This window comes from Geodermatophilus sp. URMC 61 (assembly GCF_052931555.1).
This window is the reverse complement of the sequence record NZ_JBRFHZ010000002.1, coordinates 4,926,314-4,950,175: the sequence shown is the minus strand read 5'-3', so window position 1 is coordinate 4,950,175 and position 23,862 is coordinate 4,926,314. Positions and strand designations below refer to the sequence as shown.

The 23,862-nt window shown below is 75.7% G+C and carries 24 protein-coding genes and 1 tRNA gene; 10 read left to right on the top strand and 15 right to left on the bottom strand.

Translation table 11 applies throughout. The features are described from left to right. Positions 1 to 52: 52 nt before the first annotated feature. A complete protein-coding gene (locus ACU610_RS23165; protein WP_446770042.1) occupies positions 53 to 463 on the top strand; it encodes a DUF5313 family protein in 411 nt (136 codons plus the stop codon). Positions 464 to 566: 103 nt separating this feature from the next. Here ACU610_RS23165 and ACU610_RS23160 read toward each other — a convergent pair whose 3' ends face one another. Continuing rightward, positions 567 to 776 carry a dodecin gene (locus ACU610_RS23160; protein ID WP_446770041.1) on the bottom strand — a complete coding sequence of 70 codons (210 nt, stop codon included), beginning with the start codon at positions 774 to 776 and terminating at the stop codon, positions 567 to 569. 192 nt (positions 777 to 968) lie between these two features. Here ACU610_RS23160 and ACU610_RS23155 point away from each other — a divergent pair, with 192 nt between their 5' ends. Beyond that, a complete protein-coding gene (locus ACU610_RS23155; protein ID WP_446770040.1) occupies positions 969 to 1,400 on the top strand; it encodes a hypothetical protein in 432 nt (143 codons plus the stop codon). Here the strand turns inward: ACU610_RS23155 and ACU610_RS23150 are convergent. After that, complete coding sequence (locus ACU610_RS23150) at positions 1,364 to 2,074, bottom strand: response regulator (RefSeq protein WP_446770039.1); 711 nt, start codon at positions 2,072 to 2,074, stop codon at positions 1,364 to 1,366. The two genes, ACU610_RS23155 and ACU610_RS23150, sit on opposite strands and share 37 nt — an antisense overlap. A gap of 136 nt (positions 2,075 to 2,210) precedes the next feature. Between ACU610_RS23150 and ACU610_RS23145 the strand changes: the two genes are divergently transcribed. After that, positions 2,211 to 3,551, top strand: a complete 1,341-nt coding sequence (locus tag ACU610_RS23145) for a sensor histidine kinase (RefSeq protein ID WP_446770038.1) — start codon at positions 2,211 to 2,213, stop codon at positions 3,549 to 3,551. A 39-nt stretch (positions 3,552 to 3,590) separates the two neighbouring features. Here ACU610_RS23145 and ACU610_RS23140 read toward each other — a convergent pair whose 3' ends face one another. From ACU610_RS23140 to ACU610_RS23125, 4 genes are all read right to left on the bottom strand, one after another. Beyond that, complete coding sequence (locus ACU610_RS23140) at positions 3,591 to 3,716, bottom strand: hypothetical protein (RefSeq protein WP_446770037.1); 126 nt, start codon at positions 3,714 to 3,716, stop codon at positions 3,591 to 3,593. A 331-nt stretch (positions 3,717 to 4,047) separates the two neighbouring features. After that, positions 4,048 to 4,120 (bottom strand) — tRNA-Thr (locus ACU610_RS23135). Positions 4,121 to 4,275: 155 nt separating this feature from the next. After that, entirely contained in the window at positions 4,276 to 7,089 is a 2,814-nt protein-coding gene (gene fxsT / locus ACU610_RS23130; protein WP_446770036.1) for an FxSxx-COOH system tetratricopeptide repeat protein, read from the bottom strand. A gap of 159 nt (positions 7,090 to 7,248) precedes the next feature. After that, positions 7,249 to 7,875 carry a hypothetical protein gene (locus ACU610_RS23125; protein WP_446770035.1) on the bottom strand — a complete coding sequence of 209 codons (627 nt, stop codon included), beginning with the start codon at positions 7,873 to 7,875 and terminating at the stop codon, positions 7,249 to 7,251. Between the two features lie 189 nt (positions 7,876 to 8,064). Between ACU610_RS23125 and ACU610_RS23120 the strand changes: the two genes are divergently transcribed. The 4 genes from ACU610_RS23120 (at position 8,065) to ACU610_RS23105 (ending at position 12,668) form a co-directional block, all read left to right on the top strand. Then, the gene (locus ACU610_RS23120) at positions 8,065 to 8,973 is read left to right on the top strand and encodes a universal stress protein (protein ID WP_446770034.1); all 909 of its coding nucleotides are present in this window, start codon (positions 8,065 to 8,067) and stop codon (positions 8,971 to 8,973) included. Positions 8,974 to 9,075: 102 nt separating this feature from the next. Then, positions 9,076 to 9,852, top strand: a complete 777-nt coding sequence (locus ACU610_RS23115) for an ABC transporter permease (protein WP_446770033.1) — start codon at positions 9,076 to 9,078, stop codon at positions 9,850 to 9,852. Positions 9,853 to 9,957: 105 nt separating this feature from the next. Continuing rightward, positions 9,958 to 11,262, top strand: a complete 1,305-nt coding sequence (locus tag ACU610_RS23110; RefSeq protein WP_446770032.1) for a trypsin-like peptidase domain-containing protein — start codon at positions 9,958 to 9,960, stop codon at positions 11,260 to 11,262. A gap of 125 nt (positions 11,263 to 11,387) precedes the next feature. Then, positions 11,388 to 12,668, top strand: coding sequence for a DUF445 domain-containing protein (locus ACU610_RS23105; RefSeq protein WP_446770031.1), 1,281 nt, complete (start codon positions 11,388 to 11,390; stop codon positions 12,666 to 12,668). Positions 12,669 to 12,738: 70 nt separating this feature from the next. Here ACU610_RS23105 and ACU610_RS23100 read toward each other — a convergent pair whose 3' ends face one another. The 6 genes from ACU610_RS23100 to ACU610_RS23075 all read right to left on the bottom strand — a co-directional run bounded on the left by ACU610_RS23100 (position 12,739) and on the right by ACU610_RS23075 (position 17,275). Further along, the gene (locus ACU610_RS23100) at positions 12,739 to 13,095 is read right to left on the bottom strand and encodes a hypothetical protein (protein WP_446770030.1); all 357 of its coding nucleotides are present in this window, start codon (positions 13,093 to 13,095) and stop codon (positions 12,739 to 12,741) included. A 95-nt stretch (positions 13,096 to 13,190) separates the two neighbouring features. Continuing rightward, positions 13,191 to 14,168 carry a 23S rRNA (guanosine(2251)-2'-O)-methyltransferase RlmB gene (rlmB, locus tag ACU610_RS23095; protein WP_446770029.1) on the bottom strand — a complete coding sequence of 326 codons (978 nt, stop codon included), beginning with the start codon at positions 14,166 to 14,168 and terminating at the stop codon, positions 13,191 to 13,193. Continuing rightward, entirely contained in the window at positions 14,150 to 15,580 is a 1,431-nt protein-coding gene (gene cysS / locus ACU610_RS23090; RefSeq protein ID WP_446770028.1) for a cysteine--tRNA ligase, read from the bottom strand. Before cysS ends, rlmB begins: the two co-directional genes overlap by 19 nt. Then, complete coding sequence (gene ispF / locus ACU610_RS23085) at positions 15,577 to 16,080, bottom strand: 2-C-methyl-D-erythritol 2,4-cyclodiphosphate synthase (RefSeq protein ID WP_446770027.1); 504 nt, start codon at positions 16,078 to 16,080, stop codon at positions 15,577 to 15,579. Before ispF ends, cysS begins: the two co-directional genes overlap by 4 nt. Next, positions 16,077 to 16,751: a 2-C-methyl-D-erythritol 4-phosphate cytidylyltransferase gene (ispD, locus tag ACU610_RS23080; protein ID WP_446770026.1), complete on the bottom strand. Its 675-nt coding sequence runs from the start codon at positions 16,749 to 16,751 to the stop codon at positions 16,077 to 16,079. Before ispD ends, ispF begins: the two co-directional genes overlap by 4 nt. Positions 16,752 to 16,792: 41 nt before the next feature. After that, a complete protein-coding gene (locus tag ACU610_RS23075) occupies positions 16,793 to 17,275 on the bottom strand; it encodes a CarD family transcriptional regulator (RefSeq protein WP_073418385.1) in 483 nt (160 codons plus the stop codon). 132 nt (positions 17,276 to 17,407) lie between these two features. Between ACU610_RS23075 and ACU610_RS23070 the strand changes: the two genes are divergently transcribed. Next, positions 17,408 to 18,271: a UbiA family prenyltransferase gene (locus tag ACU610_RS23070; RefSeq protein ID WP_446770025.1), complete on the top strand. Its 864-nt coding sequence runs from the start codon at positions 17,408 to 17,410 to the stop codon at positions 18,269 to 18,271. A gap of 18 nt (positions 18,272 to 18,289) precedes the next feature. Here ACU610_RS23070 and ACU610_RS23065 read toward each other — a convergent pair whose 3' ends face one another. The 3 genes from ACU610_RS23065 to ACU610_RS23055 form a co-directional block, all read right to left on the bottom strand. Next, entirely contained in the window at positions 18,290 to 19,192 is a 903-nt protein-coding gene (locus tag ACU610_RS23065) for a hypothetical protein (protein ID WP_446770024.1), read from the bottom strand. Then, positions 19,189 to 19,809, bottom strand: a complete 621-nt coding sequence (locus ACU610_RS23060; RefSeq protein ID WP_446770023.1) for an RNA polymerase sigma factor — start codon at positions 19,807 to 19,809, stop codon at positions 19,189 to 19,191. Before ACU610_RS23060 ends, ACU610_RS23065 begins: the two co-directional genes overlap by 4 nt. A 75-nt stretch (positions 19,810 to 19,884) precedes the next feature. After that, entirely contained in the window at positions 19,885 to 21,465 is a 1,581-nt protein-coding gene (locus tag ACU610_RS23055; protein WP_446770022.1) for a cryptochrome/photolyase family protein, read from the bottom strand. A gap of 112 nt (positions 21,466 to 21,577) precedes the next feature. Between ACU610_RS23055 and ACU610_RS23050 the strand changes: the two genes are divergently transcribed. Together ACU610_RS23050 and radA are read left to right on the top strand one after the other, a co-directional pair. Further along, positions 21,578 to 22,357, top strand: a complete 780-nt coding sequence (locus ACU610_RS23050) for a hypothetical protein (RefSeq protein WP_446770021.1) — start codon at positions 21,578 to 21,580, stop codon at positions 22,355 to 22,357. A 124-nt stretch (positions 22,358 to 22,481) separates the two neighbouring features. Continuing rightward, entirely contained in the window at positions 22,482 to 23,846 is a 1,365-nt protein-coding gene (radA, locus tag ACU610_RS23045) for a DNA repair protein RadA (RefSeq protein ID WP_446770020.1), read from the top strand. Positions 23,847 to 23,862: the final 16 nt, after the last annotated feature.

The window sequence follows — 23,862 nt, the reverse complement described above, 5'->3', positions numbered from 1 at the left end:
GCTCCCGCTCACAGGCCCCCGGCAACGCCCGGAGCGGCCTACCGTCATCGGTGTGCGAACCCGTACCGAGACGCGTCGGCCCACGCCGCTGCAGTGGGTGCGCTACGCGCTGGGTGGCCGACTGCCGCGGGAGCTCTCCCCGTGGGTGCTGGCCGACACGACGGAGCCCGGCTGGGTGCGCCGGCACCTGACCCGGGCGGTGGTGCAGCTGCTGCCGGTGCTGGTGCTGTGCGTCACCGTCGTCCCCGTGCCGCTGGTCTACCGGCTCTCCGCGGCCGCCGGCGGGCTGCTCATGGGGTTGATGTTCTCGCTGGCGTTCATGGTCGAGACGACCGAGCACCGGGTCGCCAAGGCCGGCTACCCACCGGGCACGGCGGCACGGCTGCGGGCCGAGCGCAGCGAGCGGGAGCAGCTCGAGCGCCGCTCGCCCTACCGGCAGGACGGCGCCGGCAGCTTCGACTGAGGACCCCGTGCAGGGTCCCGCGAGCCTGGTGACGTGCTGGAACGGCCAGCCTTCAGGGTCCTGCGCCGAGCCGGCGAGGCGTGGGGGGAAGGGTGGCCCTTCTTCAGTCCTCGACGCGGAAGCCGATGGACAGCCGCACCTGGAAGTAGTTGACGTCGCCGTCGACCACCTGGCCGCGGATCTCCCTGGTCTCGAACCACTCGATGTGCCGAACCGTCTGCGCGGCCTTGCGGATCGCGGTGCGGATGGCGTCGTCGACGCTGGTGTGGCTGCTGCCGACGATCTCGCTCAGCCGGTACACGTGGTCGGACACGGCCGCCTCCAGGGTCGGGTCCCGGCGCCGTCGTCTCGCCGCCGGCCGAGCGCCACGCTAGCGGCGGGCCGCACGCTCCACCACGGGACGGGCTTTACGCAGTCCTTACCCGGCCCTGGCCCTGCGCTGGCCGCCCACCCTCTAGGCTGGGGGGAACCCTCCCCGCCCCTCGCACAACCGCGGCAGGACGAGATGACCGATCTGCACCTCGTGGTCGGAGGGCTCCTCACCCGCGATCCGGTGCTGGCGCCCCTGCTGCTCAACTACGCCACCGCCCTCCAGTGGGCGCAGACGCCGGCACCGTCCTCGATCGTGCCGAGCTGGGCGGCCGACGAGCGCCCCGGCGCCCCGGACGGCGGTGAGCTGTTCACCGTCGAGGCGCACGCGTCCCGGGACACCCCGCACCCGCACCGCTACCTCGACACGGTGCTCGACACGGTGCACGCGGTCCTGACCCGCGGGCCGGTCGGCGTCGAGCGCCTGGCCGACGTCGACGTCCCGGACATCGGCGGGGGGACCGTCTCCCGGGCCGCCACCTGGGCACTGGCCCCGGTCGCGGCGGACGTCCTCGGCCGGCCAGCTGCCGGCTACCGACCGTCCGGGGCCGTCAGCTCCAACCGGTAGCCGTGCCCGCGCACGGTGACGATCTGCGGCACCCGGCGGCCGGGTGGGGCGACCTCCTGCAGCTTGCGCCGCAGCGCCGCGACGTGGACGTCGAGGGTCTTCGTCGAGCCGAACCAGTTCTCGTCCCAGACGTCGGCCATCAGCTGTTCCCGGCTGTGCGCCACCTCCGGCTGGGCGGCCAGCCGTGCGAGCAGGTCGAACTCCTTGGGCCGCAGGTGCAGCTCGCCGCCGGCCACCGTGACCCGGTGCCGCGCGACGTCGACCACCAGGTCGCCCACGGCACGGACGGCGGGCCCTGTCGCCCCGCTGCCGCCACGGCGCAGGTGGGCGCGGAGACGGGCGTGCAGCTCGGCCAGCCGGACCGGCTTGACCAGGTAGTCGTCGGCGCCCGCCTCCAGGCCGACGACGACGTCCATCTCCGCCGAGCGCGCCGTCAGCATCACCAGCACGCACCCCGGCTGGGTGGCCCGCAGCTGCCGGCACACCTCCACCCCGTCGAGGTCGGGCAGCCCGAGGTCGAGCAGGACGAGGTCGACCGGGGCGGCCGCGGCGCGGGCCAGGCCCGCGGTACCGGTGCGCTCCCAGGCGACGTCGTAGGCGTGGCTGCGCAGGCTCGAGGTGAGCACCTCGCCGATCGAGGTGTCGTCCTCGACCAGGAGGACCCGACCGGCCATGCGGGCATCGTGGCACCGCCTCGCCCGCCGTGGGACCCGTCCGGCCGCGGCGGGATGCGGTGACAGCGCCCGGCGGGCGGAGCAGGCTGTCGTTCCCGAGCATCGTGCCCGCCGACCGCCGGAGGGAGGTCCGCCCGTGCGCACACGGATCGTCGCCCTCGCCGTGCTGACCTCCGTCCTCGCCACCTGCCTGTTCGCGGTCCCCCTGGCCGTGGCGGTGCTCGACTACGCCGTGCAGCACGAGCGCGCACACCTCCTGCGCTCGGCGAGCTACGTGGCGATCGACGTCTCCGGACAGGTCTACGACGGCGACCCGATCGACCCCGAGGACCTCGAGGTCTACGACGACGACTACGCCGTCGCGGTCTACGACGAGGACGGCGACCGGCTGGCCGGCGCCGTCCCGGGCGAGCACCCGCGGCTGCTCTCCCGCGCCCTCGACGGGGACGTGAGGACTCGGGCGGAGGGCGATCTCCTGCTGGCTGGCTTCCCCGTCACGCACTCCGACGACGTGGTCGGCGCCGTGCTCGTGGCCACCCCGCGCAGCACCGTGCTCTGGAACGTGGGTTTCCTCTGGGCCGCGATGGCGAGCCTGGCGGCTGCCGCGGTGACGATCGCCTGGCTCGTCGGACGGCGGCAGGCCCGCCGACTGGCCCGGCCGCTGGAGGACCTGGAGGAGAGCGCTCGGCGGCTCGGCGACGGCGACTTCAGCGTCCGCAGCCGCCGGGGCGGGATCGAGGAGATCGATGCGGTGGGCGCCGCACTCGACGCGACCGCGATGCGCCTGGACGACCTGCTCGCCCGCGAGCGCGCCTTCTCCGCCGACGCCTCCCACCAGCTCCGGACCCCGCTGGCGGGCATGCGGCTGCGCCTGGAGGCCGCGCTCGAGCGCCCCGACGCCGACCCGCGGTCGGCGATCGCCGCGACCCTGGTCGACGCCGACCGTCTCGAGGCGATCATCGGCGAGCTGCTGACCCTGGCTCGGGCCGGGCAGCGCGCGCCGGCCGCTCAGGTGGACCCGCTGGACCTGGACACGCTGGTCGGGGAGCTGTCGCCGGAGTGGGGGGCGCGCCTGGCGCTGCACGGCCGCGACCTCGAGGTGCACGTCGCCCCGGACGCCCCGGACGCGCGGGCGTCGGGGGCGGCGGTGCGTCAGGTGCTCGGGGTCCTGGTCGACAACGCCGTCACGCACGGCCGTGGCACGGTCACGATCACCGTCCGAGAGGCCCCCGGCGCCGTCGCGATCGACGTCACCGACGAGGGCCCGGGCGTCCAGGACCCGGAGGCCGTGCTCTTCGCCGGCCAGGCCGACCGCCGGGACGGACACGGCATCGGCCTGGCCCTGGCCCGCCGGTTGGTGGAGGCCGAGCAGGGCCGGCTGACCCTGACGCGGGTGTCACCGCCGGTGTTCACGCTCCTCCTGCCGACCGCGGCGCGGGAGGACGACGTCGTCCCGGCCCGGCAGCCCGGCGGCTGAGGCCTGCCCTCGGCCGCCGGGCTGTGGCGGTCCTCGGGCCTACCCCCTCCCCCGGCTGGCGTCGTGGCGGCGGATCTCGGCTCGCTTGTTCTCGCGCCAGTACAAGGCCGCGGTGAGCGCCATCAGCAGGACGATGACCGCGATGACGGCCAGGGTCAATGACACCGGTACATCCCACCCTCTCGTCGTCTTCTCCGACGTGCCGCGCACTGGTGCCTCCGTGCCGTCGCCGTGACCGGGCGTCGGCGGGGGGTCCGGACCCCCGGACCCGAGGGGTGGGGTGGCCGGCGTTCCGGCCACGGCACCCGGGCGGCAGCCCCGTTGTGGTGCCGGTCAGCCCCGGGAGGGGCTGACCGCTGTGGTCACGGCCGGGACGCTAGGCAGTACGGATGTCCTCGGTGTCGGGCCGGACGACGCTTTACCGACTTCTTGCCGATCGTTTACCTTTGCAACGACCATCGGGGTCGGCCACCGGGCGGACGCCGTGAGGCGAGGGAGCCGACGGGGGGACTCGAACCCCCAACCGCCCGATTACAAGTCGGGTGCGCTGCCAGTTGCGCCACGCCGGCGGGACATGGGAACTAGTCCCGGGACAAGGATAGGGACAACACACGGGGCGACTCGCACCGCCGAGGGACCGGTGGTCGTCCCCGTGGCCCCGGCACGTGGTCCGCACGGCACCATCCGGAGGCGGAGGCTTTAGGTCCGGGCGCTGGATGGCCGATCACTCGGGCTGATCCACATGGCCGGCGGCAGCCTCATCACCGGGCACAGGGCGCCCGGTCCCGGCGACCTCGATCAGGTATCGGGTGATCAGGTGGTCGGTGGTGAGGGCCCGGCAACAGCGCTCCAGGGCGTCCTGGCCCAGGGCGCGGGCCTGATCGACCTCACCCAGCTGGACCAGGGCGCCGGTCAGGGCGCCCGCTGCCCACAGGCTGACCAGGTGGTCCGGGCCCAGCGCCCGGCGGCAGCGCCGCAGGGTGTCCTCGCCCAGGGCGCGAGCCGACTCCGCCTCACCCAGCTGCACCAGGGCGCCGGTCAGGGCGCCCGCCGCCCACAGGGTGACCAGGCGGTCCGGGCCGAACGCCCGGCGGCAGCCCCGCAGGGTGTCCTCACCCAGGGCGCGAGCCGACTCCGCCTCACCCGAGCCGACCAGGGCCAGGGCCAGGGCGGTGCCCGCCAACAGCGTGGTGGTGTGGTCGGGGCCGAGGACCCGGCGGCAGCCCTGCAGGGTGTCCTCACCCAGAGCGCAGGCCGAGTCGACCTCACCCACCTGGACCAGGGCGCCGGTCAGGGCAATCGCGGTCAACTGGGTGACGAGGTGGTCCGGGCCGAGCGCCCGACGGCAGCCCTGCAGGGTGTCCTCGCCCAGGGCGCGGGCCGGCTCTGCCTCCCCCAGCTGGTTCAGGGCGTGGGTCAGGGCGCCCGCCGCTGTCAGGGTGACGAGGTGGTCCGGGCCGAGCGCCCGGCGGCAGCGCGGCAGGGTGTCCTGGCCCAGGGCGCGGGCCGGCTCCGCCTCCCCCAGTTGGGCCAGGATGAACGTGAGGGCGGTCGCCGACGACAAGGTCCTGGCGTGGTCCGGGCCGAGCACGCGACGGCAGCGCGGCAGAGTGTCCTCGCCCAGGGCGCGCGCCGGTTCGATCTCGCCGGCCTGGCTCAGGGCGTGCATCAGGGCGCCGGCCGTACCCAGGGTGGTGGGGTGGTCCGGGCCGAACACCCGGCGGCAGCGCTGCAGCGTGGCCTCGCACATGGGACGAGCGGACTCTTCCTCACCCAGCGTCACCAGGGCGAGGGCGAGGATGCTGGCGGCGGTGAGGGTGTCGGGATGGTCGGGGCCGAGGACCGACCGCCAGCGGTCGAGCAGCGGTGCAGAGACGGCCCGGGTGGCGGCATGGTCCCCGTGGCTCTGCAGGTAACGGGCGGTGTTCAGGACCAGTTGCCGGTGGGCGGGAGAGGAGTCACCCAGCGGGGCGGTGGCGAGCACGTGCGGAGCGCGCTGGGCGTAGGCGGCCCAGCTGACCGGATCCTCCGGATCGCCGGGGGCCGCGGCGGCCAGCAGCGCCACCACCCGCTCGGCGGTGGCCTGCTGCATGTCGGGCGCCATCTGGTGGCGGATCACCGCCTGCACCAGCCGGTGCACCTGGAAGCCCTCGGAATGGCGGCGGGCCAGCGAGTAGCCGACCAGCGCACCGACGGTGTCGGCCAGGTCGTCGACGTTGGCGGCGGTGCTGCCCAGCGGCTCGCCCAGCAGCTCGGCGTGCTCGCCGAAAAGGCACAGCGGGATGGGTTCGGGCGCGAGGAAGGCGGCCCACTGCAGCAGCTGGACGGCGGCCGGGTCCTCGCACCTGAGTCGCTCCAGGGACAGCGCCCAGGTGGTGTCGATCCGCCCGGAGTAGCCGACCACCTCACCGCGGGCCAGCAGGGTCGCGCGGCGGGTGCGGAACCGGCGCAGGTAGTCCGCCGGTGGCAGCTCGGTCTGCTCGAGATAACCGGCGGCCTGGGCGGCGGCCAGCGGCAGGTCGCCGAGTTCGGCGGCGAGGGCGTCGGCTAGCTCCTCGCTCAGGGCAGCGATGCGGGCGCGCAGCAACGCCACCGTTTCCGCCCGGGCCAGCACGTCGACCTCCAGCCGGCCGCCCAGCGCGCCCCAGCCGGGAGAGCGGGAGGTGATCAGCACGTGCCCGGCTCCGCCGGGCCGGAAGTCGGCGATGTCACCCGGCCGCTCGGCGTTGTCGAAGACCAGCAACCACCGGTCCCGGCCGCGCAGCTCGGCCAGCAGCCGCTCCACCGTCTCGGCCACCGTGCCTCCGGCCGGCAGGGCGAGCCGGGTGGCCAGCCCGGACAGCTGGTCGGGGATGAGCACCGGCTGCTCGGCGTCGACCCACCACACCAAGTCGTAGTCGGAGGCGAACCGGTGCGCGTACTCGATCGCCAGCTGGGTCTTGCCCACCCCGCCCAGCCCGTACAGCGCCTGCACCGCCAGTGTGGTCTCGCCCGCGCGTAGTCGCCGGCGTAGCTCGGCCAGCAGGCCGTCCCGGCCGGAGAACCGCGGGTTCCGGGGCGGCACCTTCCACACCATCGGTAGACGGCCGGCAAATCCTGGCCGACCGGCCGGTGCGGGCCCCGCGCAGGGGAACGGCGGCGCGTCCGTCGGCCGGCCACCGGTCAACCTCGTCCGCAGCCGAGCCGCCGCGGCGGCCTCGTCCAGGCCGGTCAGGTCCAGGTGGATCAGCGACGCGTACAACGGTGGCAGGCGCACTGGTTCGATGAGCACCGGCACGATCCGCCCCTCTGCCTGCTGGGCGAATGCCGCGCGCAGCTCGGCGCCGCCGAACGCGGAGGCGAAGTAGGCCTCGGTGCACACCGCCAGCAGCCGGTCCGCCCGCTCCAGCGCCGCCTCCATGCGGGCCACGAAGTCCTCACCCGGCGCCCAGTCCCACACGGCCAGCTCGACGCGGTAGCCGGCCTGCTCGAGCTGCCAGGCCAGCCACTCCGCCCACGCGGTGTCCCGGCCCGCGTGACTGATGAAGAAATCGGTCACGAAAGACCACTACACCCATCACCCGACGTATGGGTACCTGCCGCTGCCGGACGCGAGAGCCGCCTCGTCGAGCGTTCCCCGGCAGCGCTCCAGCCTTCATCCGCACCGATTCGTCGAGCAGCTGCGTCCACTGTCGGACGAGCCGGTCGTCCTCGTCCGTCAGGCGGCGGTGTCGCCGTGCTTGAGGTCGCCGCTGGGGTCGCTGCCGGCCAGCGGGAGCCCGGAGAGCCACCGGGCGAAGCCGTCGGGGTCGCGCCGCTCGAGCTCGTCGAGGGTCTGCTGCCGCCGGACGACGATCGCCTCGCGGGTGGGGGCGTCGAGCGGGCCGGACAGCGCCGTCGTGGTCCGGACCCACTCGCGGCCGAGCGCCTCGGTGGACAGCGAGGACACCGGCGGCAGCGGGACGGCCGGCTGACGGGTCGCGGCGGCGGATGCCGACGTCCTCGGGGAGCTGCGGACCAGCCAGACGACGGCCCCCGCGCCCGCGGCGGCCCCGGCGACGACCAGGGTGAGCGCCGCCCCGCCGAGCACGGCGGTGCCGGAGAGGACCAGCAGCACCGCGACGGTCGCCGCCCCGGCCTTCCAGGCCGCGTCGACGATGGCCTGCTGCCCGGGCCGGGACTCCCGGGCCACCCCCGCCGCCAGGCAGGCGGACACCAGCGCGGCGAGCCCCACCGCGACCAGGCCCGGCGGTCGCAGGGCCAGGCCGCCGATGACGGCCAGCCCGGCGCCGACGGTGGCGCCGGTCCAGAGGAGGAGGCGGGGAAGCGGACCGCGGCTGGACACGGGGGCACCCTCCAGGCAGGACCGAACTCGGGAGGCCGGGCGATCACCGACGAGCGGCGACCCGGGCTCCGCCCCTACCCAACTCGCACGCCTCTTGCACCCTCCGTGGCGGGGCGGTCTTCCCTCGCGAGCCCCGGGCGAGGAACCTCGACGGCACGCGCGGGGGACGACCGTCATCCGGAGGTGCCCGTGTCCACGACGCCCCGCACTCCAGCCGGGACGCCGCCCGCGCCCGGCCCGGCGGACGACGACCCGCAGCCGCCGCCCGTGGTGGTCGGCGCCGACGGCAGCGAGTGCGGGCTCCGAGCGGTCCGTTGGGCCGCCGAGGAGGCCGTCCGCCGCGACGCACCGCTGAGGATCGTGCACGCGACCCCGCACCTGGGACACCGGGGCGTGGCCGGCTCCCCCGCCGCCGACCTCCCCCGTGCGCGCGGTGCGACCGCGCAGGCGTACACCCTCGCCCGGCACACCGCACCGTCGGTCGCGGTCTCCACCGAGGTGGTGCCCGGCGAGCCGGTGCAGGCGCTGCTGCACGCCGCCGAGGACGCCCAGCTCGTCGTCCTCGGCATCACCACGACCGGTGCGGCCGACGAGATGGTGCTCGCCTCGGTCGCCCAGAAGGTCGCCGCCCGCTCGCCCCGCCCGGTGGTCGTCGTCCCGCGGTCCCGGCCGGGCGGCACCGGCTCCCGGCCGCACGTGGCGGTGCTCGGCCTCGGTGATCGGGAGGACGACGAACCGGTGGCCGTCTTCGCCGCCGAGGAGGCGCTGCGGGCCGGCCGTCCGCTGCTCGTGCTGCACACCCGGGCGGACGACGGCGGCGCCTGGGCGGCGGACTCCTCGCGGTGGGCCGAGCGCTGGCCCGACCTGCGCGCGACCCACAGCCCGGTGCCCGGCCCGACCGGCGGCCGGGTGCTGGCCGCCGCCTGCCCGACCCCACTGATGTCGATGAGCGCGGGCCACGGTGGGCTGCTGCACCGACCGCTGGACGGGCTGCACCGCTGGTTGCTGCGGCACTGCACCTCGCCGATGGCCTTCGTCCCGCCGGTGCACCGGCTGACCGGCGAGGAGCCGCGCGAGGAGATCATCGCCGTCGGCTGAGGCATAGGAGGCAATGCATGCGTCTCCACCGGCCGGGGCGTAGGCATTGCCTCCTATGCCTGGGCCCGGAGGGCGGAGCCGGGGGAGGCATGATCACCGCCCGTGGGTTCCTCCGTCGTCGACCTCGGCCCCCGGCTGGCGGTGGCGCTGGTCGCACTGACCGCGCTCGCCGCGGTGGCCGGCCGGCTCTCCGGCCTCGGCCAGGAGCGCCCGGTCGTCGTCGCCGCGCTGCGCGCGACCGTCCAGCTGGCCGCGGTGTCGGCGGTGCTGCTCGTCGTCGTGCGCTCGCTGGCCCTCTCGGCGCTGTTCGTGCTGCTCATGGTCAGCGTCGCGGCGGTCACCGCGGCCGGGCGGGCCACCGGGCTGGCGTTGCGCAGCGCCGGCGCGCCCCGCCGGGTGGGCACCGCCGCCGTCCCCGTGCTGGTCGGCGCGGTCCCGGTGGTGGCCCTGGTGCTCGCCAGCGGCACCGTGCCGCTGCGCGGCGAGGCGGTCATCCCGATCGCCGGGATCCTCGTCGGCGGGGCGATGACCGCGACGTCCCTGGCCGGCCGCCGGCTGCGGGAGGAGCTGGCCGCCCGGCGCGGCGAGGTCGAGGCCGCGCTCGCGCTGGGGCTGCTGCAGCGCGACGCCGTCCGCGAGGTGCTGCGGCCGGCCGCGGCCACGGCGCTGGTGCCCCCGCTGGACCAGACCCGCACCGTCGGGCTCGTCACGCTGCCCGGCGCGTTCGTCGGGGTACTGCTCGGTGGCGGCAGCCCGCTGGAGGCCGGCGCGGCCCAGTTGCTGGTGCTCGTCGGCCTGCTGGCGGTGCAGGTCACGGCCGTGTGGGCGGTGGTGGAGCTGGTGGGGAGGGGCCGGCTCCTCCTCGACGTCCCCTGCTGAGACGTCCAGGGAGCTCACAGCAGACCACCAGCGTCGGGTCAGCAGCACGGCCCACTGTGGACGTCGAGGGCGGTGGACCGGCCGCCCACGAGGAGGACGAGACACGTGAACCCCTACGGCACCCCGCACCCGGCGCCGGGTCCCTGGGCGCCGCCGACCTGGCCCCAGCAGCCCGCCCCCGGGCAGGCGGCACCGGGTCAGCAGGCGCCGGGGACGGCCGCCCCTGGGCACGACACCCTCCCCGGGCAGCAGCCGCCGCTCGGGCACCCCGGCCCGGCGGCACCCGCGTCCGAGCCGCCCCGCCGGGCCGGCCGGTGGCGGATCGGCGTCGCCGGCCTGCTCGCCGGGGCCCTGATCGGCGGTGGCGCCGGTGCGGGCGTGGTGCTGCTCGCCGACGGCTCGGACGGCAGCGGCAACGGCGGAGGCACGGTCGCCGCCCAGAACGTCACCATCACCAACCCCGAGACGGCGACCGCGGTGACCGCGGCCGCGGCCAAGGCGGCGCCCAGCGTGGTCACCGTCTACGTCACCGGCGCCTCCGGCTCGGGCAGCGGCTCCGGCGTCGTCCTCAGCCAGGACGGCTACGTGCTCACGAACAACCACGTGGTCAGCCTGGACGGCGCCGGCTCGAGCGTCGTCTCGGTGCGCACCTCCGACGGCACCCTCTACGACGCGACCGTCGTCGGCACGCAGCCCGTCTACGACCTGGCGGTGCTGAAGCTGCAGGGCGCCTCCGGTCTGACCCCGGCGACCTTCGCCGACTCCGACAAGGTGCAGGTCGGCGACCTGGCCGTGGCGATCGGCGCCCCGCTGGGCCTGTCGGACACGGTGACCGACGGCATCATCAGCGCCAAGGGCCGGGCCGTGGCCACCGGCTCCACGGAGGGCGACGCCACCGTGATCGACGCGCTGCAGACCGATGCGGCGATCAACCCGGGCAACTCCGGCGGCGCGCTGGTCAACGGCGCCGGCGAGGTGGTCGGCATCAACACCGCGATCGCCTCGGTCGCCTCCGGAGCGCCGGGCCAGTCGGCCGAGAGCGGCAACATCGGTGTCGGCTTCGCCATCCCGGGCAACACCGCCAAGCGGATCGCCCAGGAGCTCACCGCCGACGGGAAGGCCGAGATCACCTACCTGGGTGTGAGCGCGCAGACCGCGGCGGACCCGCAGCAGCGCGAGATCGGCACGGGCGCGCAGGTGGTGCAGGTGCAGCCGGGCACCCCGGCCGCCGACGCGGGACTGCGCGCCGGCGACGTCGTCACCGCGGTCGGCGACCGGGTCGTGACCACCTCGACCGAGCTGACCGCCGCCGTCCGCAGCGCCTCCCCCGGCGACCAGGTGACCCTCACCGTCCGCCGCGGGCAGGACACCCAGCAGATCCAGGTCACCCTGGGCGCCAGCGAGGGCTGATGGAGGACGTCGTCCTCCTCACCCCTCGCACGCTCGGGGCGAGCCTCTGGACGAGACCGCGACCGGGTGGGACTCCTCGTCCCACCCGGCCCCGCAGGCACGGCTCCCTCCTTACGCTGGGACGGGTGTCGTCGAGTTCCCCGATCGCTCCGCTGGCCGCCTCCCTCGACGACCCGGAGCGGGCCCGCGACCTGGCTCGCATGAAGCGCCTGGCGACCGGCCTGTTCCTGCTGGCCGCCGCCGTCTTCCTGACCTGCGTGCTCCTCGGTGAGGAGACCGGCGCCTGGGTGGGATACGTGCGGGCCACCGCCGAGGCCTCGATGGTCGGCGCGCTGGCCGACTGGTTCGCCGTCACGGCGCTGTTCCGGCACCCGATGCGGCTGCCGATCCCCCACACGGCGATCATCCCGCGCAAGAAGGACCAGATCGGCGCGAGCCTGGGCGCCTTCGTCCAGCAGAACTTCCTGACCCGCGCCGTGGTCGAGGACAAGCTGACCACCATCGACGTCCCCGGCCGGCTCGGTGCCTTCCTCGCCGCGCCGGGGCGCGCCGAGCGGCTCGCCGGGGACGCCGGTGCGGTGCTGCACTCGGTCGCCGGCCTGCTGCGGGACGACGACCTGCGGCCCGCCGTCGCCGGCCTCGTCGACCGCAAGCTGCACGGGACACCCGCCGCCCCGGTGGTGGCCCGGACCCTCGAGCTCGTGGTGGACGGCGACCGGCACCAGGAGGTGCTCTCGGCGGGGCTGCGCGGCCTGGCGCGGTTCCTGGAGGACAACCGCGTCGTCTTCCGCGCGCAGCTGGGCGACGCCTCCCCCGCCTGGGTGCCCGACTGGGTCGACGACCGGGTGTTCGACCGCGTGTTCGCCGGCGTGATGGCCTTCCTGGACGAGGTCGGCGAGGACCCCCGCCACGAGCTGCGGCGGGCCTACGACGCCCGGCTGCGCGCCTACGTGCACGCGCTGCGCACCGACCCGGCGACGGCGGCCCGCGTCGAGGAGCTGAAGAAGGAACTGCTCGAGCACCCCGCCGTCCGGACCTGGTCGGGGTCGCTGTGGACCCACCTCAAGGACGCCGCCCTGACCGCAGCCGCCGACCCGGACTCGGCGCTGCGGGCCCGCGTGGCCGGGATGATCCGCGAGGCCGCCCGGCTGCTGCAGACCGACCAGCGGGTGCGCGAGCTGGTGCAGCGGCACGCGCACGGGATCGCGGGCTACCTGGTGGAGCGCTTCTCCGGGGACGTCGCGGACCTGGTCGGCAGCACGGTCGCCCGCTGGGACACCGAGGAGACCAGCCGCCGCATCGAGCTCCAGGTCGGCCGCGACCTGCAGTTCATCCGGATCAACGGCACCGTGGTCGGCGGCCTGGCCGGCCTGGTCATCTACACCGTGGCCCAGCTGCTCGGGTGACGGACCCCGTCCTCCCCACCCCTCGCGAGCTCGGTGCGGGCCCCTGGACGGGGCCGCCCTCGCACGTCACTCAGCGGGCGCGCCGGTCCCACACGGCGGCAGCGAGGGCGAGCGCCGCCCAGGCGACGGCGGAGAGGCGCAGTGCGGCCGCCCGGCCCCGGTCCGGCACGGCCGCGGGGAGGACGGCCGCGTCGGCACAGTCGCTGAGGACCCGCGCGCCGATGGCCAGGTCCCGGACCCGGCCTCCCGGTGCGGTCAGCATCGCCAGACCGATCACGGTGTCCCGGGCGCCGATGGCGCGGAGCAGGGCCCGCGTCTGCGCGGTGTCGGGCATCCCGATGGTCCCGATGAGCACCCGGGGCACGACCACCAGCCCGGCCGAGAAGGTGGCCGTGGCGGCTCCGACGACGGACGTCAGCGAGGGCATGTCCCCAACCAACCAGGCCCTGCGGCCGAACGGTGTGCGGCGAGGCGCAGTTCCACGGTCGGGAAGAGCGCATCGGGGCACGCCGTTCCCTGCACCTACCGCCGTGACGACGCGGCGGCGTAGAGGGCGATGCCCGCGGCGACGCTGACGTTGAGCGACTCGGTGTCGCGCGCGATGGGGATGCGCACGACGACGTCGCAGCGCTCGCGCACCAGCCGGGACAGCCCCGCGCCCTCGGCGCCGACCACGAGCGCGACCGGGTCGGCGAAGCCGTCGAAGTCGTGCACGTCCACGTCCCCGTCGCCGGCCAGGCCGACGGTCATCAGACCGGCGTCCTGGTACGAGCCCAGCGCCCGGGCCAGGTTGACCGCGCGGGCCACCGGCAGCCGCGCGGCGGCGCCGGCGCTCGTGCGCCAGGCCGACGCGGTCATGCCGACCGAGCGCCGCTGCGGCACGACGACCCCGTGCGCGTCGAACGCCGCGGCCGAGCGGACGACGGCGCCCAGGTTGCGCGGGTCGGTGACGCCGTCCATCGCGACGACCAGCGGCGGGCGGCCCGAGTCGCGGGCGAGCTCGAGCAGGTCGTCGGGGTGGGCGTACTGGTACGGCGGCACCTGCAGGCCGATGCCCTGGTGCAGCGCACCGCCGGACATCCGGTCGAACTCGGCCCTGCCGACCTCCAGCAGCGGCAGCCCCCGGTCGTTGGCCAGGTGCAGCGCCTCGGTGATCCGCTCATCGGTGGCCGCCCGCGTGTCACCCGTGACCACGTAGAGCGCGGTCGCCGGGATCTGCGCGCGCAGCGCCTCGACCACCGGGTTGCGGCCGAGCAGCAGCTCGGGCGCGTCCTCGGCGCGTTGCCGGCCGCGGTCGCGCTCGGCCCGGCGCCGGGCGTCGGCGGCCGCGCGTCGCTGGGCGGGGTGACCCGGGCGCATCTCCGCCGGCGGGGTGGCGCCGCGACCGGCCAGTGCGCGGCGGCCCTTGCCGCCGGTGCCCGCCGAGGCGCCCTTCTTGTGCGCGCCGGTGGTGCGCCCCCGGCGCTGGCTGTTGCCGGCCATCAGCGGCTCAGCTCCCATCGCGGTCCCTGCGGGGTGTCCTCGACCTGGACACCGAGTGCGGCGAGCCGCTCGCGGATCGCGTCCGCCGCGGCGTAGTCCTTGCGAGCCCGGGCGGCCTGGCGCTGCTCGAGTGCGAGGGTGACGAGGCCGTCGGTGACCCGGGCCAGCCCGTCGTCGCCCCCGGCGCCGGCCCACTGCGGGTCGAGCGGGTCCAGCCCCAGGACGCCGAGCATCGCCCGGACCGCGCCCAGGGCCGCGGCCGTGCCCTCGTCGTCCCCGGCGGCGAGGGCGGTGTTGCCCTGCCGTACCACCTCGTGGACGGCGGCGACCGCGGCGGGCGTGCCGAGGTCGTCGTCCATGGCGGCGGTGAACTCCGGCGGCAGGTCCACCTTGCCCGCCGTGTCTCCTGCCCACTCCCCCGCCCCGGCGCCACCGACCCGCTCGGCGGCGCGCCGGACGAAGGACTCCAGCCGCCGGTAGGCCGCACCGGCCTCGGCGAGTGCGGCGTCGGTGAACTCGATGGTCGACCGGTAGTGCGGCGTGACCAGGTAGTAGCGCAGCTCGACCGGCCGCACCCGCTGCACCACCTCCTCGACCAGCGCGGTGTTGCCCAGCGACTTGCTCATCTTCTCGCCGCCGAGGGTGACCCAGCCGTTGTGCAGCCAGTACCGCGCGAACCCGTCGCCGGCCGCGCGCGACTGGGCCTGCTCGTTCTCGTGGTGCGGGAAACGCAGGTCCAGCCCGCCCCCGTGGATGTCGAACTCCGGCCCCAGGTACCGCTCCGCCATCGCGGAGCACTCCAGGTGCCAGCCCGGCCGGCCCCGGCCCCACGGCGTGGCCCACGACGCGGTCTCCGGCTCGCTGGGCTTGTGCCCCTTCCACAGCGCGAAGTCGCGGGGGTCGCGCTTGCGCTCGTCGGTGTCGGTGTCCGCGGCCGGCTCCAGGTTCTCCAGCCGCTGCCCGGTCAGCGCGCCGTACTCCGGTAAGGAACGGACGTCGAAGTAGACGTCGCCGTCGACGGCGTAGGCGTGGCCGCGGTCGATGAGCCGCTCCATGAGCGCCACCATGTCCGGGACGTGCCCCGTGGCGCGCGGCTCGTAGGTCGGCGGGAGCACGCCGAGGACGTCGTAGGCGCGCGTGACCGCGAGCTCGTTGGTGTAGGCCCAGGCCCACCACGACACGCCCGCGGCCTCCGCCTTCGCGAGGATCTTGTCGTCGATGTCCGTGACGTTCCGGACGTAGGTGACCTCGAGGCCGCTGTGCGCCAGCCAGCGGCGCAGCACGTCGAAGGCCAGGGCCGAGCGCACGTGGCCCACGTGCGGCGGCCCCTGCACGGTGAGCCCGCAGACGTAGACGGAGGCCTGACCGGCACGCAGGGGCGTGAAGTCGCGGACCGCGCGGGCGGCCGTGTCGTACAGGCGGAGGCTCACCGCGGGGAGTCTACGGACGCCGCTCGTACCACCAGCGCCGTCGCCACCGCCGCCCGCCCCTCGCCCCGCCCGGTGAGCCCCAGGCCGTCGGTGGTGGTGGCCGTGACGCTCACCGGGGCGCCCAGCGCCTCGCCGAGCACCCGCTCGGCCTCCGCGCGACGCGGGCCCACTCTCGGGGTGTTGCCGACCAGTTGGACCGCGGCGTTGCCGACCTGCCACCCGGCGACCTCGAGGACCTCGCGCACGTGCGCGAGGACGGCGGCCCCGCGCGCGCCGGCCCAGCGCGGGTCGTCCGTGCCGAGCAGGCCGCCGATGTCGCCGAGCCCGGCGGCAGAGAGGACGGCGTCGGTGAGGGCGTGCGCCACGACGTCGCCGTCGGAGTGCCCGGCGCAGCCGTCGACCCCGGGCCACTCCAGCCCGGCCAGCCAGCAGGTGCGGCCGGCCTCGACCGGGTGGACGTCCACCCCGACGCCCACCCGCGGCAGCTCGGCGGCGGTCACCGGCGGATCTGCATCTCGGCCACCGCGAGGTCGTGCGGCACCGTCACCTTCGCGGCGCGCTCGTCGCCGGTCACCGTCGCGACGGGGACCCCGGCCGCACGGACGACCGCGGCGTCGTCGGTCAGCTCGACGCCGTCGGGCAGCCGGTCGTAGGCGTCGACGAGGACGGCGCGGGCGAAGCCCTGGGGGGTCTGTACCCGGCGCAGGGTCTCCCGCGGCAGGGCGCCGGTCACGAGGCCGTCGCCGTCGACGCTGACCGTCGTGTCGACGACCGGCAGCACCGGCACGACCGCCGGCGCCCCGCCGGCCAGCGCCGCCAGCACGCGGGTCACCACCTCGGGCGGGGTCAGCGGACGGGCGGCGTCGTGCACCAGGACCGCGTCGGGCGCGGGGCGGGCGGGACCGGCCACGGTGGCGAGGGCGGCCCGGACCGACGCCGTGCGCGTGGCGCCGCCGGCGACGAGACGCGCCTCCGGCGGCAGGACGGCGGCGAAGGCGGCCAGCTCGTCGGCCGGCACGGCCACCACCACCTCGCCCACCCCGCTGCCGAGCAGGGTGTCGACCGACCAGGCGACCAGCGGTCGTCCGGCCAGGGGGACCAACGCCTTCGGCCGGTCCGCCCCCAGACGCAGACCACTCCCGGCCGCTGCGACGATGCCGACAGCGTGCACGGGAGTGGACTGGAGGTGTGAGGAGAGCTCGGGAGCCGAGCTCAGCTGGCGAGGACCTCGTCGAGGAGCACCTCGGCCTTGTCCTCGTTGGTGCCCTCGGCGAGCGCGAGCTCGCTCACCAGGATCTGGCGCGCCTTGGAGAGCATGCGCTTCTCGCCGGCGGAGAGGCCACGGTCCTTGTCGCGGCGCCAGAGGTCGCGCACGACCTCGGCGACCTTGTTGACGTCACCGGAGGCGAGCTTCTCGAGGTTGGCCTTGTAGCGACGCGACCAGTTGGTCGGCTCCTCGGTGTGCGGAGCCCGCAGCACCTCGAAGACCCGGTTCAGTCCGTCCTGACCGACGACGTCACGGACGCCGACGATCTCTGCGTTGTCAGCCGGCACCCGCACGGTCAGGTCGCCCTGAGCGACCTTCAGCACGAGGTAGGCCTTCTCTTCGCCCTTGATGACCCGCGTCTCGATCGCCTCGATCAGCGCTGCCCCGTGGTGCGGGTAGACAACGGTCTCGCCGACAGTGAAGCCCATGTGTGTGTGACCCCTTTCGCTGTCCACAAGGTTACCACGGCAAACTGACGAAGGGGACCGGTCGATTTCGTAAACCCGCAGGTCAACGGCCAGACACGCTGCCCGGGAGGGGTTGACAGGAGCATGGTGGGTGTGCCTGCGCGAGGGGTGCGACCGGGGGCCACCCCCCGTGCGCTGGTCCTCGCCACCCATCCCGGGCCGGCCGTCGCGGTCACCGTCGTGGCCGGCCTCCTGGCCCTCGCCGCGGGGGTGCCCCCGGGCCGTGCAGCGCTCGTGACGGCCGCCGTCCTCGCTGGTCAGGCGTCGATCGGCTGGAGCAACGACTGGCTCGACGCCGACCGCGACCGCGCCGTCGCCCGGGCCGACAAGCCGGTCGTGCAGGGGGCCGTGGCACCCGCACTGCTGCGCACGCTGGCCGTCGGGGCGGCCGCCGCGGCCGTCGTCCTGTCCCTGCTGCTCGGCCCCGTCCCCGGACTGCTGCTGCTCGTACTCGTGGCCAGCGGCTGGGCCTACAACGCCGGGCTCAAGCGCACCGCCGTCTCGGTGCTGCCCTACGTCACCGGCTTCGGGGCGCTGCCGGCCGGGGTGGTGGCCGCGGCGCCGGGGACGGGTGGGTCGAACTGGCTCGCGGCACCGTGGTGGCTGGTCACCGCCGGGGCCGCGCTGGGCGCCGCCGCGCACCTGGCCAACGTCGCCCCGGACCTGGAGGACGACCTGGCCACCGGCGTCCGCGGCCTGCCGCACCGGCTGGGTGCACGGGGCTCCGCCGTCACCGGGGCGGTCGTCCTGGGCGGGGCCTCGCTGGTGCTGGTGCTCGGTCCGGACGGCCCCCCGACCGCTGCCGCGTGGGCCGGGCTGGCACTGGCGGTGCCGGCCGTCGTCGTGGCGGCGCTGGCGGGCACCCGGCGGTTCCGCCGGCTGGCGTTCCCCGCGGTCATGCTGCTGACCGTCCTGGACGTGGTGCTGCTGCTCGCCGGCGGGGCCGCGGTCGGGTGACCGCGGCCCCGCCCTGGCTCACTTCTTGCCGTTGCCGTTGCCGTTGCCGTTGCCGTTGCCGTTGCCGTTGCCGGGGTGCTGGGCGGGGGCCGCCGGCTGCTCCACCACCGGCGCCTGCTCGGCCTCGAGGACCTCGTCGGTCTGTCCGTCGACGGGCGTTCCGGCCTCCGGCTGCTCCTCCCGATCGGCCTTACGGTCGGCGTTGCGCTCGTGCGCCTCGGCACTGGCCGCCCTGCCGGGGTTGTCCGGGTGCCGCTTGAACTTCTCGTCGTCGGTCGGCTTCTGACCCTCGGAGAGCTCGGGGGACTCGGGCGCCGTGGTGTCCGGGTCCTCCCCGGTCTCCTCGGAGGCCTCCGGCGTGGAGTCACCGGAGGGTGCCGGGTCCTCGCCCTCGGGCGAGCCCGCGAGGCCCTGGTCCCCGCTCGGCTCGCCGGCAGGGTCGCCGGCGGGCACCGTGGTCGACCCGCCGGGCTCGGTGCCCGAGGTCAGCGGGTCGGTGGTCGGGTCCGCGGTGGTCGTCGTGGTCTCGACGACGGAGGGCGGCTCCTCCGAGGTCAGTGCGACGGTGGTGGTGGCGCCGGTGAGCGCCACGACGACGACACCGGTGCCGGCGGCCGCCTTGGCGACGGCACCGGTGGCGGCGAACTTGGCGACGAGGGTGGAGATCAGCACGTGGGGCCTCTTCCGTGAGGTCCGGGCGGGTCGCCCGGCCGTCCTGCGGGACGGTTCCTGAGTGGGGACGAGGAGACCGGTCGCCAGCAGCTCGGCCAGGGCCGCGTTCGGCCGCCCGGGCGCGGTGGCGCTCGCCCGGACCGCGTCGGTGAACGCGGCCAGGCCCTGCGCGCCCGCGGGCAGGGGACGGCCGGCGAGGCAGGCCGCGAAGGCCTCCTCGTCGGTCCGGACGTCGGCTGGCGTGGTCATCTCGCTCCCGTCATCGCCGGGCGGGCCGCCAGGGGTGCGCCCGCCGTCCCGCCCGCCTCACCCGTCCGGGGGGTGCCGGCCGGCTCGAGCTCGGCGCGCAGCCGGCGCAGCCCGCGCCGCTGCAGTGCCTTCACCGAGGCCACCGAACGGCCCATCACCGCCGCGACCTGCTCGACGGTGAGGTCGGCGAGCACCCGCAACAGCAGGACCGAGCGCTGGTCGGAGGGCAGGCCCGCACACAGGCGGTGCACGGTCTCGGTGCCCAGCCGGGTCAGGACGTCGTCCTCCACGTCGCCGCCGGGGGTCTCCGGCAGGTCGTCGACGTCGTCGGCCAGCCGGGGACGGCGGCTGCGTCGGCGCCAGTCGTCGACCAGCCGGCGGTGGGCGATGGTGAACACCCACGAGCGCAGGGCGTCCTCGTCCCCCGAGAAGCCGACGAGACCGCGGAAGACGGCGAGGAAGGTCTCGCTGGCCAGGTCGTCGGGGTCGAGGGCACCGTGCAGCCGCAGGTACCCCGTGACCGCCGGCGAGAGGTCCCGGTAGAGCACCTCGAAGGCCCACGCGGCACCCGCCTGCGCCGCCGCGAGGACGTCGTCGAACGCCGGACCCGTCGCCATCCGCACCTCCCGCCGTACCGCTGTACGGCAGGGGGATCGGCAGGCACGGGCCCGGACTGGACCGCCGTCCCCCGATCAGATGGCCTCGGTGCCCCGCAGCCGCTCCTGCTCGACGACCTCCTCCAGGCCCTCGAGCCGGTCCAGACCCTGGAGCGCGCGGCGCATCCGCTGGTTCGGCGCCAGCCGCTCCCGGTTGCGCTCGAGGAAGGCCCAGTAGCCCGCGGTGAAGGGGCAGGCGTCCTCGCCCAGCCGGGTGCGCGGGTGGTAGCGGCAGCCGCCGCAGTAGTCGCTCATCCGGTCGATGTAGGCGCCGCCGGCGGCGTAGGGCTTGGTGGCCAGCAGGCCGCCGTCGGCGTGCTGGCTCATGCCGACCACGTTGGCGACCATCACCCAGTCGTAGCCGTCGACGAAGCTGCGGTGGAACCAGTCGGTCATCGCCAGCGGGTCGATGCCGCGCTGCAGCGCGTAGTTGCCGAGCACCATCAACCGGGGGATGTGGTGCACCCAGCCGTCACGGCGCAGGTCGCCGAGGACGTCGGACAGGCAGGCGGCCTCGACCGCGCCGTCGTCGAGGTCGGCCAGCCAGTCCGGCACCGCCTCGTGCGCGGCCAGGGCGTTGGCGTGCCGGAAGTCCCGGCCGACGTGCCAGTAGGTGTGCCAGTAGGTGTGCCAGATGTAGTCGCGCCACCCCATGACCTGGCGGACGAACCCCTCCACGCTGTTGAGCGGCAGCGGGTCGCCCTCGGCCACCGAGTCGCGGTAGCACTGCTCGGCGGCGTGCACCACCTCGAGCGGGTCCAGCAGACCGAGGTTGAGGGCCGGGGAGAGCAGCGAGTGCGCCATCCAGCGGTCGCCGGTGAGCATCGCGTCCTCGTGCGGGCCGAACGCGCGGAGCCGGGTGTCGAGGAAGTCGCGCAGCCGGAGCAGCGCCTCACCGCAGGTCACCGGGAACAGCCGCGGGCCGTCGTCCCCCACGAACGCGACGTCGCCGGCGGCCTCCCAGCGGTCGAGGTCGGCGCGCACCTGCTCGTCGATCTCGTCCTCCTCCGGCCACCACGGCTCGGGGACGGCGAGCCGCCCGTCCGACGGCGGCGGCTCCCGGTTGTCGTGGTCGAGGTTCCAGCGCCCGCCCACCGGTTCGGCGCCGTCCATGAGGACGCCGTGGCGGCGCCGGTTGTCCCGGTAGAAGTCCTCCATGAGCAGGCGGCGTCCGCCCACCCCACCGCCCCCACGACCCCGCCCCTCGGCCCACCCGGCGAACTCCTCCTGCGTGGCGACGAACCCGCGGGCGGCGAGGACGGCGACGCCCGGACGGCGCAGGACGTAGTCGCGGCTGCTCCAGGTGGTGGGCGCGCACACGCTCAGCGGCTCACGCACCCGGTCCAGCGCCTCGGCGTAGGTGTGCACCTGGGAGAACTCCGCCCGGTCGCCCAGCTCGGCGGCCCGGTGCCGCAGCGCCGACAGCACCAGGTGGGCCTTCTGGCGGTGGAAGCGGCGGCGCGCGAACACCGCCTTCGACTCGATCAGCAGGACCGGCTGGTCGGGGCGGTCGAGGAAGTGCGGGCCGAGCTGGTCGGCGAAGCACCACCGCCGGGTGTCCGGTGCGCGGGCGGGGAACGCGGCCAGCGCCGGGTCGCCCGCGGGCCGTCGCGGCATGCCGGGTACCACCGCCTCACCTCCCGGCGGCCATCGTGGGGTGGGCGTTAGGCTCGGCGCGACTCGGGCCATCGACGTGCGGTGGCCGGCACGTCCCTGGAGGTCGACGGCTGTGAACCGCGCACTGCGCGCCGCCACGATGGGTGTCCTGCTCCTCAGCCCGGTCGCGCTGACCGCGTGCAGTGCCGGCCAGGTCCCCCAGACGGCCACCCAGAACCGGGACAAGGTCGGCCCCGAGGCGGCGGTCGGCGACATCACGCTGCGCCAGATCCAGCTCGCGTACCCGCAGGACGGGCTGTACGCCGACGGCGACGACGCCGAGCTGCTGATGGCGATCGTCAACGGCGACACCGAGGCCGACACCCTGGTCGGCATCGAGGGCACGGCCTTCGACGGCGTGATCGTGTCCGGGCAGGCCACCGCCTCCCCCTCCGTCCCGGGCTCCCCGGCGACCACCACCCCGGCGACTCCGACCACGCCGGACGCCACACCGACCACCCCCGGCGCGACGCCCACCACCCCCGGCGCGACGCCCACCACCCCCGGCGCGACGCCGACCACCGGCACGACGCCCACGCCGAGCGTCCCCGCTGCGCCGAGCCCGAGCACGCAGGTCCAGATCGAGATCCCCGCGCGCTCCACGGTCTTCCTCGGCGGTGCCGGCGGCCCGACGGTCGAGCTGGCCGACCTGTCCGAGGAGCTGACCTCGGGTCAGCGCATCGAGGTCACCCTGACCTTCCAGCGCGCCGGTGAGATCACCGTCCCGGCCGTGGTCGCCACGCCCGGGCGCGCTCTCCCCCGCGGGGAGGCCTTCGACTTCCACCACGAGGAGGGCGGTGGCTCCGAGGGCGAGGAGAGCCGCGACCAGGAGCAGGACACCGAGACCGAGTAGGAGGCCCCCTGGCAGGGTCCCACCGCTCGCAGGCGCGGCGGGACCCTGCCAGGGAGCCGCGATGGGTCGATGCGGCGGCCGCGCCCTCACCGGAACCGTCGTACCCGGCGGTTAGCGTCGGCCCGTGCCCTCTGCCGGAGTGAAGTCCCGCCCTGCCCACCGCTGCACCGAGTGCGGCTACGCCTCCGCCAAGTGGGTCGGTCGGTGCCCCGAGTGCCAGGCCTGGGGCACGATCCAGGAGGTCGGCACCCCGGCATCCCCCTTGCGGGCCGTGGCCGCCGGCCCGGTGACCGCACCGGCGGTGCCCATCGCCCAGGTCGAGCTCGCCGCCGCTCGGGCGGTGCCGACGGGCATCGAGGAGTTCGACCGCGTCCTCGGCGGCGGGCTGGTGCCCGGGGCGGTGCTGCTGGTCGCCGGCGAGCCGGGCGTGGGCAAGTCGACGCTGCTGCTCGAGGTCGCCCACCGGGTGGCCGCCACCAACGGCCCGGCCCTCGTCGTCTCCGGTGAGGAGTCCGCCGCCCAGGTACGGCTGCGCGCCGAGCGCATCGGCGCGCTGCACGACGACCTCTACCTCGCCGCGGAGACCGAGCTGTCGGCCGTCCTCGCCCACGTCGAGGACGTCGCCCCCTCGCTGCTGGTCCTCGACAGCGTGCAGACCGTGCGCTCCCCCGCCGTCGAGGGCACCGACGGCGGCTCCACCCAGGTGCGGGCCGTGGCCAGCGCGCTGACCGCCGTCGCCAAGAGCCGCGGGATGACCACCATCCTGGTCGGGCACGTCACCAAGGACGGCGCCATCGCCGGGCCCCGCACCCTCGAGCACCTCGTCGACGTCGTCGTCTCCTTCGACGGTGAGCGCCACTCCACGCTGCGCCTGATCCGGGCGATGAAGAACCGTTTCGGCCCGGCTGACGAGATCGGCTGCTTCGAGATCGGCGACACCGGCGTGGTCGGCGTCCCCGACCCCTCCCACCTGTTCGTGTCGCGGCGCACCGCACCGGTGGCGGGCAGCTGTGTCACGGTCACCCTCGAGGGCAGCCGGCCGCTGCTGGCCGAGGTCCAGGCGCTGGTGGCCGCCAGCGGCGGGGGCGGCTCGCCCCGTCGGGCGGTCAGCGGACTGGACTCGCAGCGGGTCGCCATGGTCAACGCGGTGGTGGAGCGGCGCGGCCGGGTCAGGCTGGCCGACGCCGACGTCTTCGCCGCCTCCGTCGGCGGGGTGCGCATCGCCGAGCCCGCAGCCGACCTCGCGCTGGCGCTGGCGATCGCGTCGGCGGCCAAGGACGTCCCGCTGCCCCGCGGCCTGGTCGCGGTCGGCGAGGTGGGGCTGTCCGGGGAGATCCGGCGGGTCGGCGGCACCGGCCGACGGCTGGCCGAGGCGGCCCGTCAGGGCTACAAGGTGGCGCTCGTCCCCGAGGACGCCGGCGGCGCCCCCAAGGGCATGCGGCTGGTCGAGGTCCCCGACCTCGGTGCCGCCTTCGCCCGCCTGTTCTGAGGGCGGCGGAGCCCGT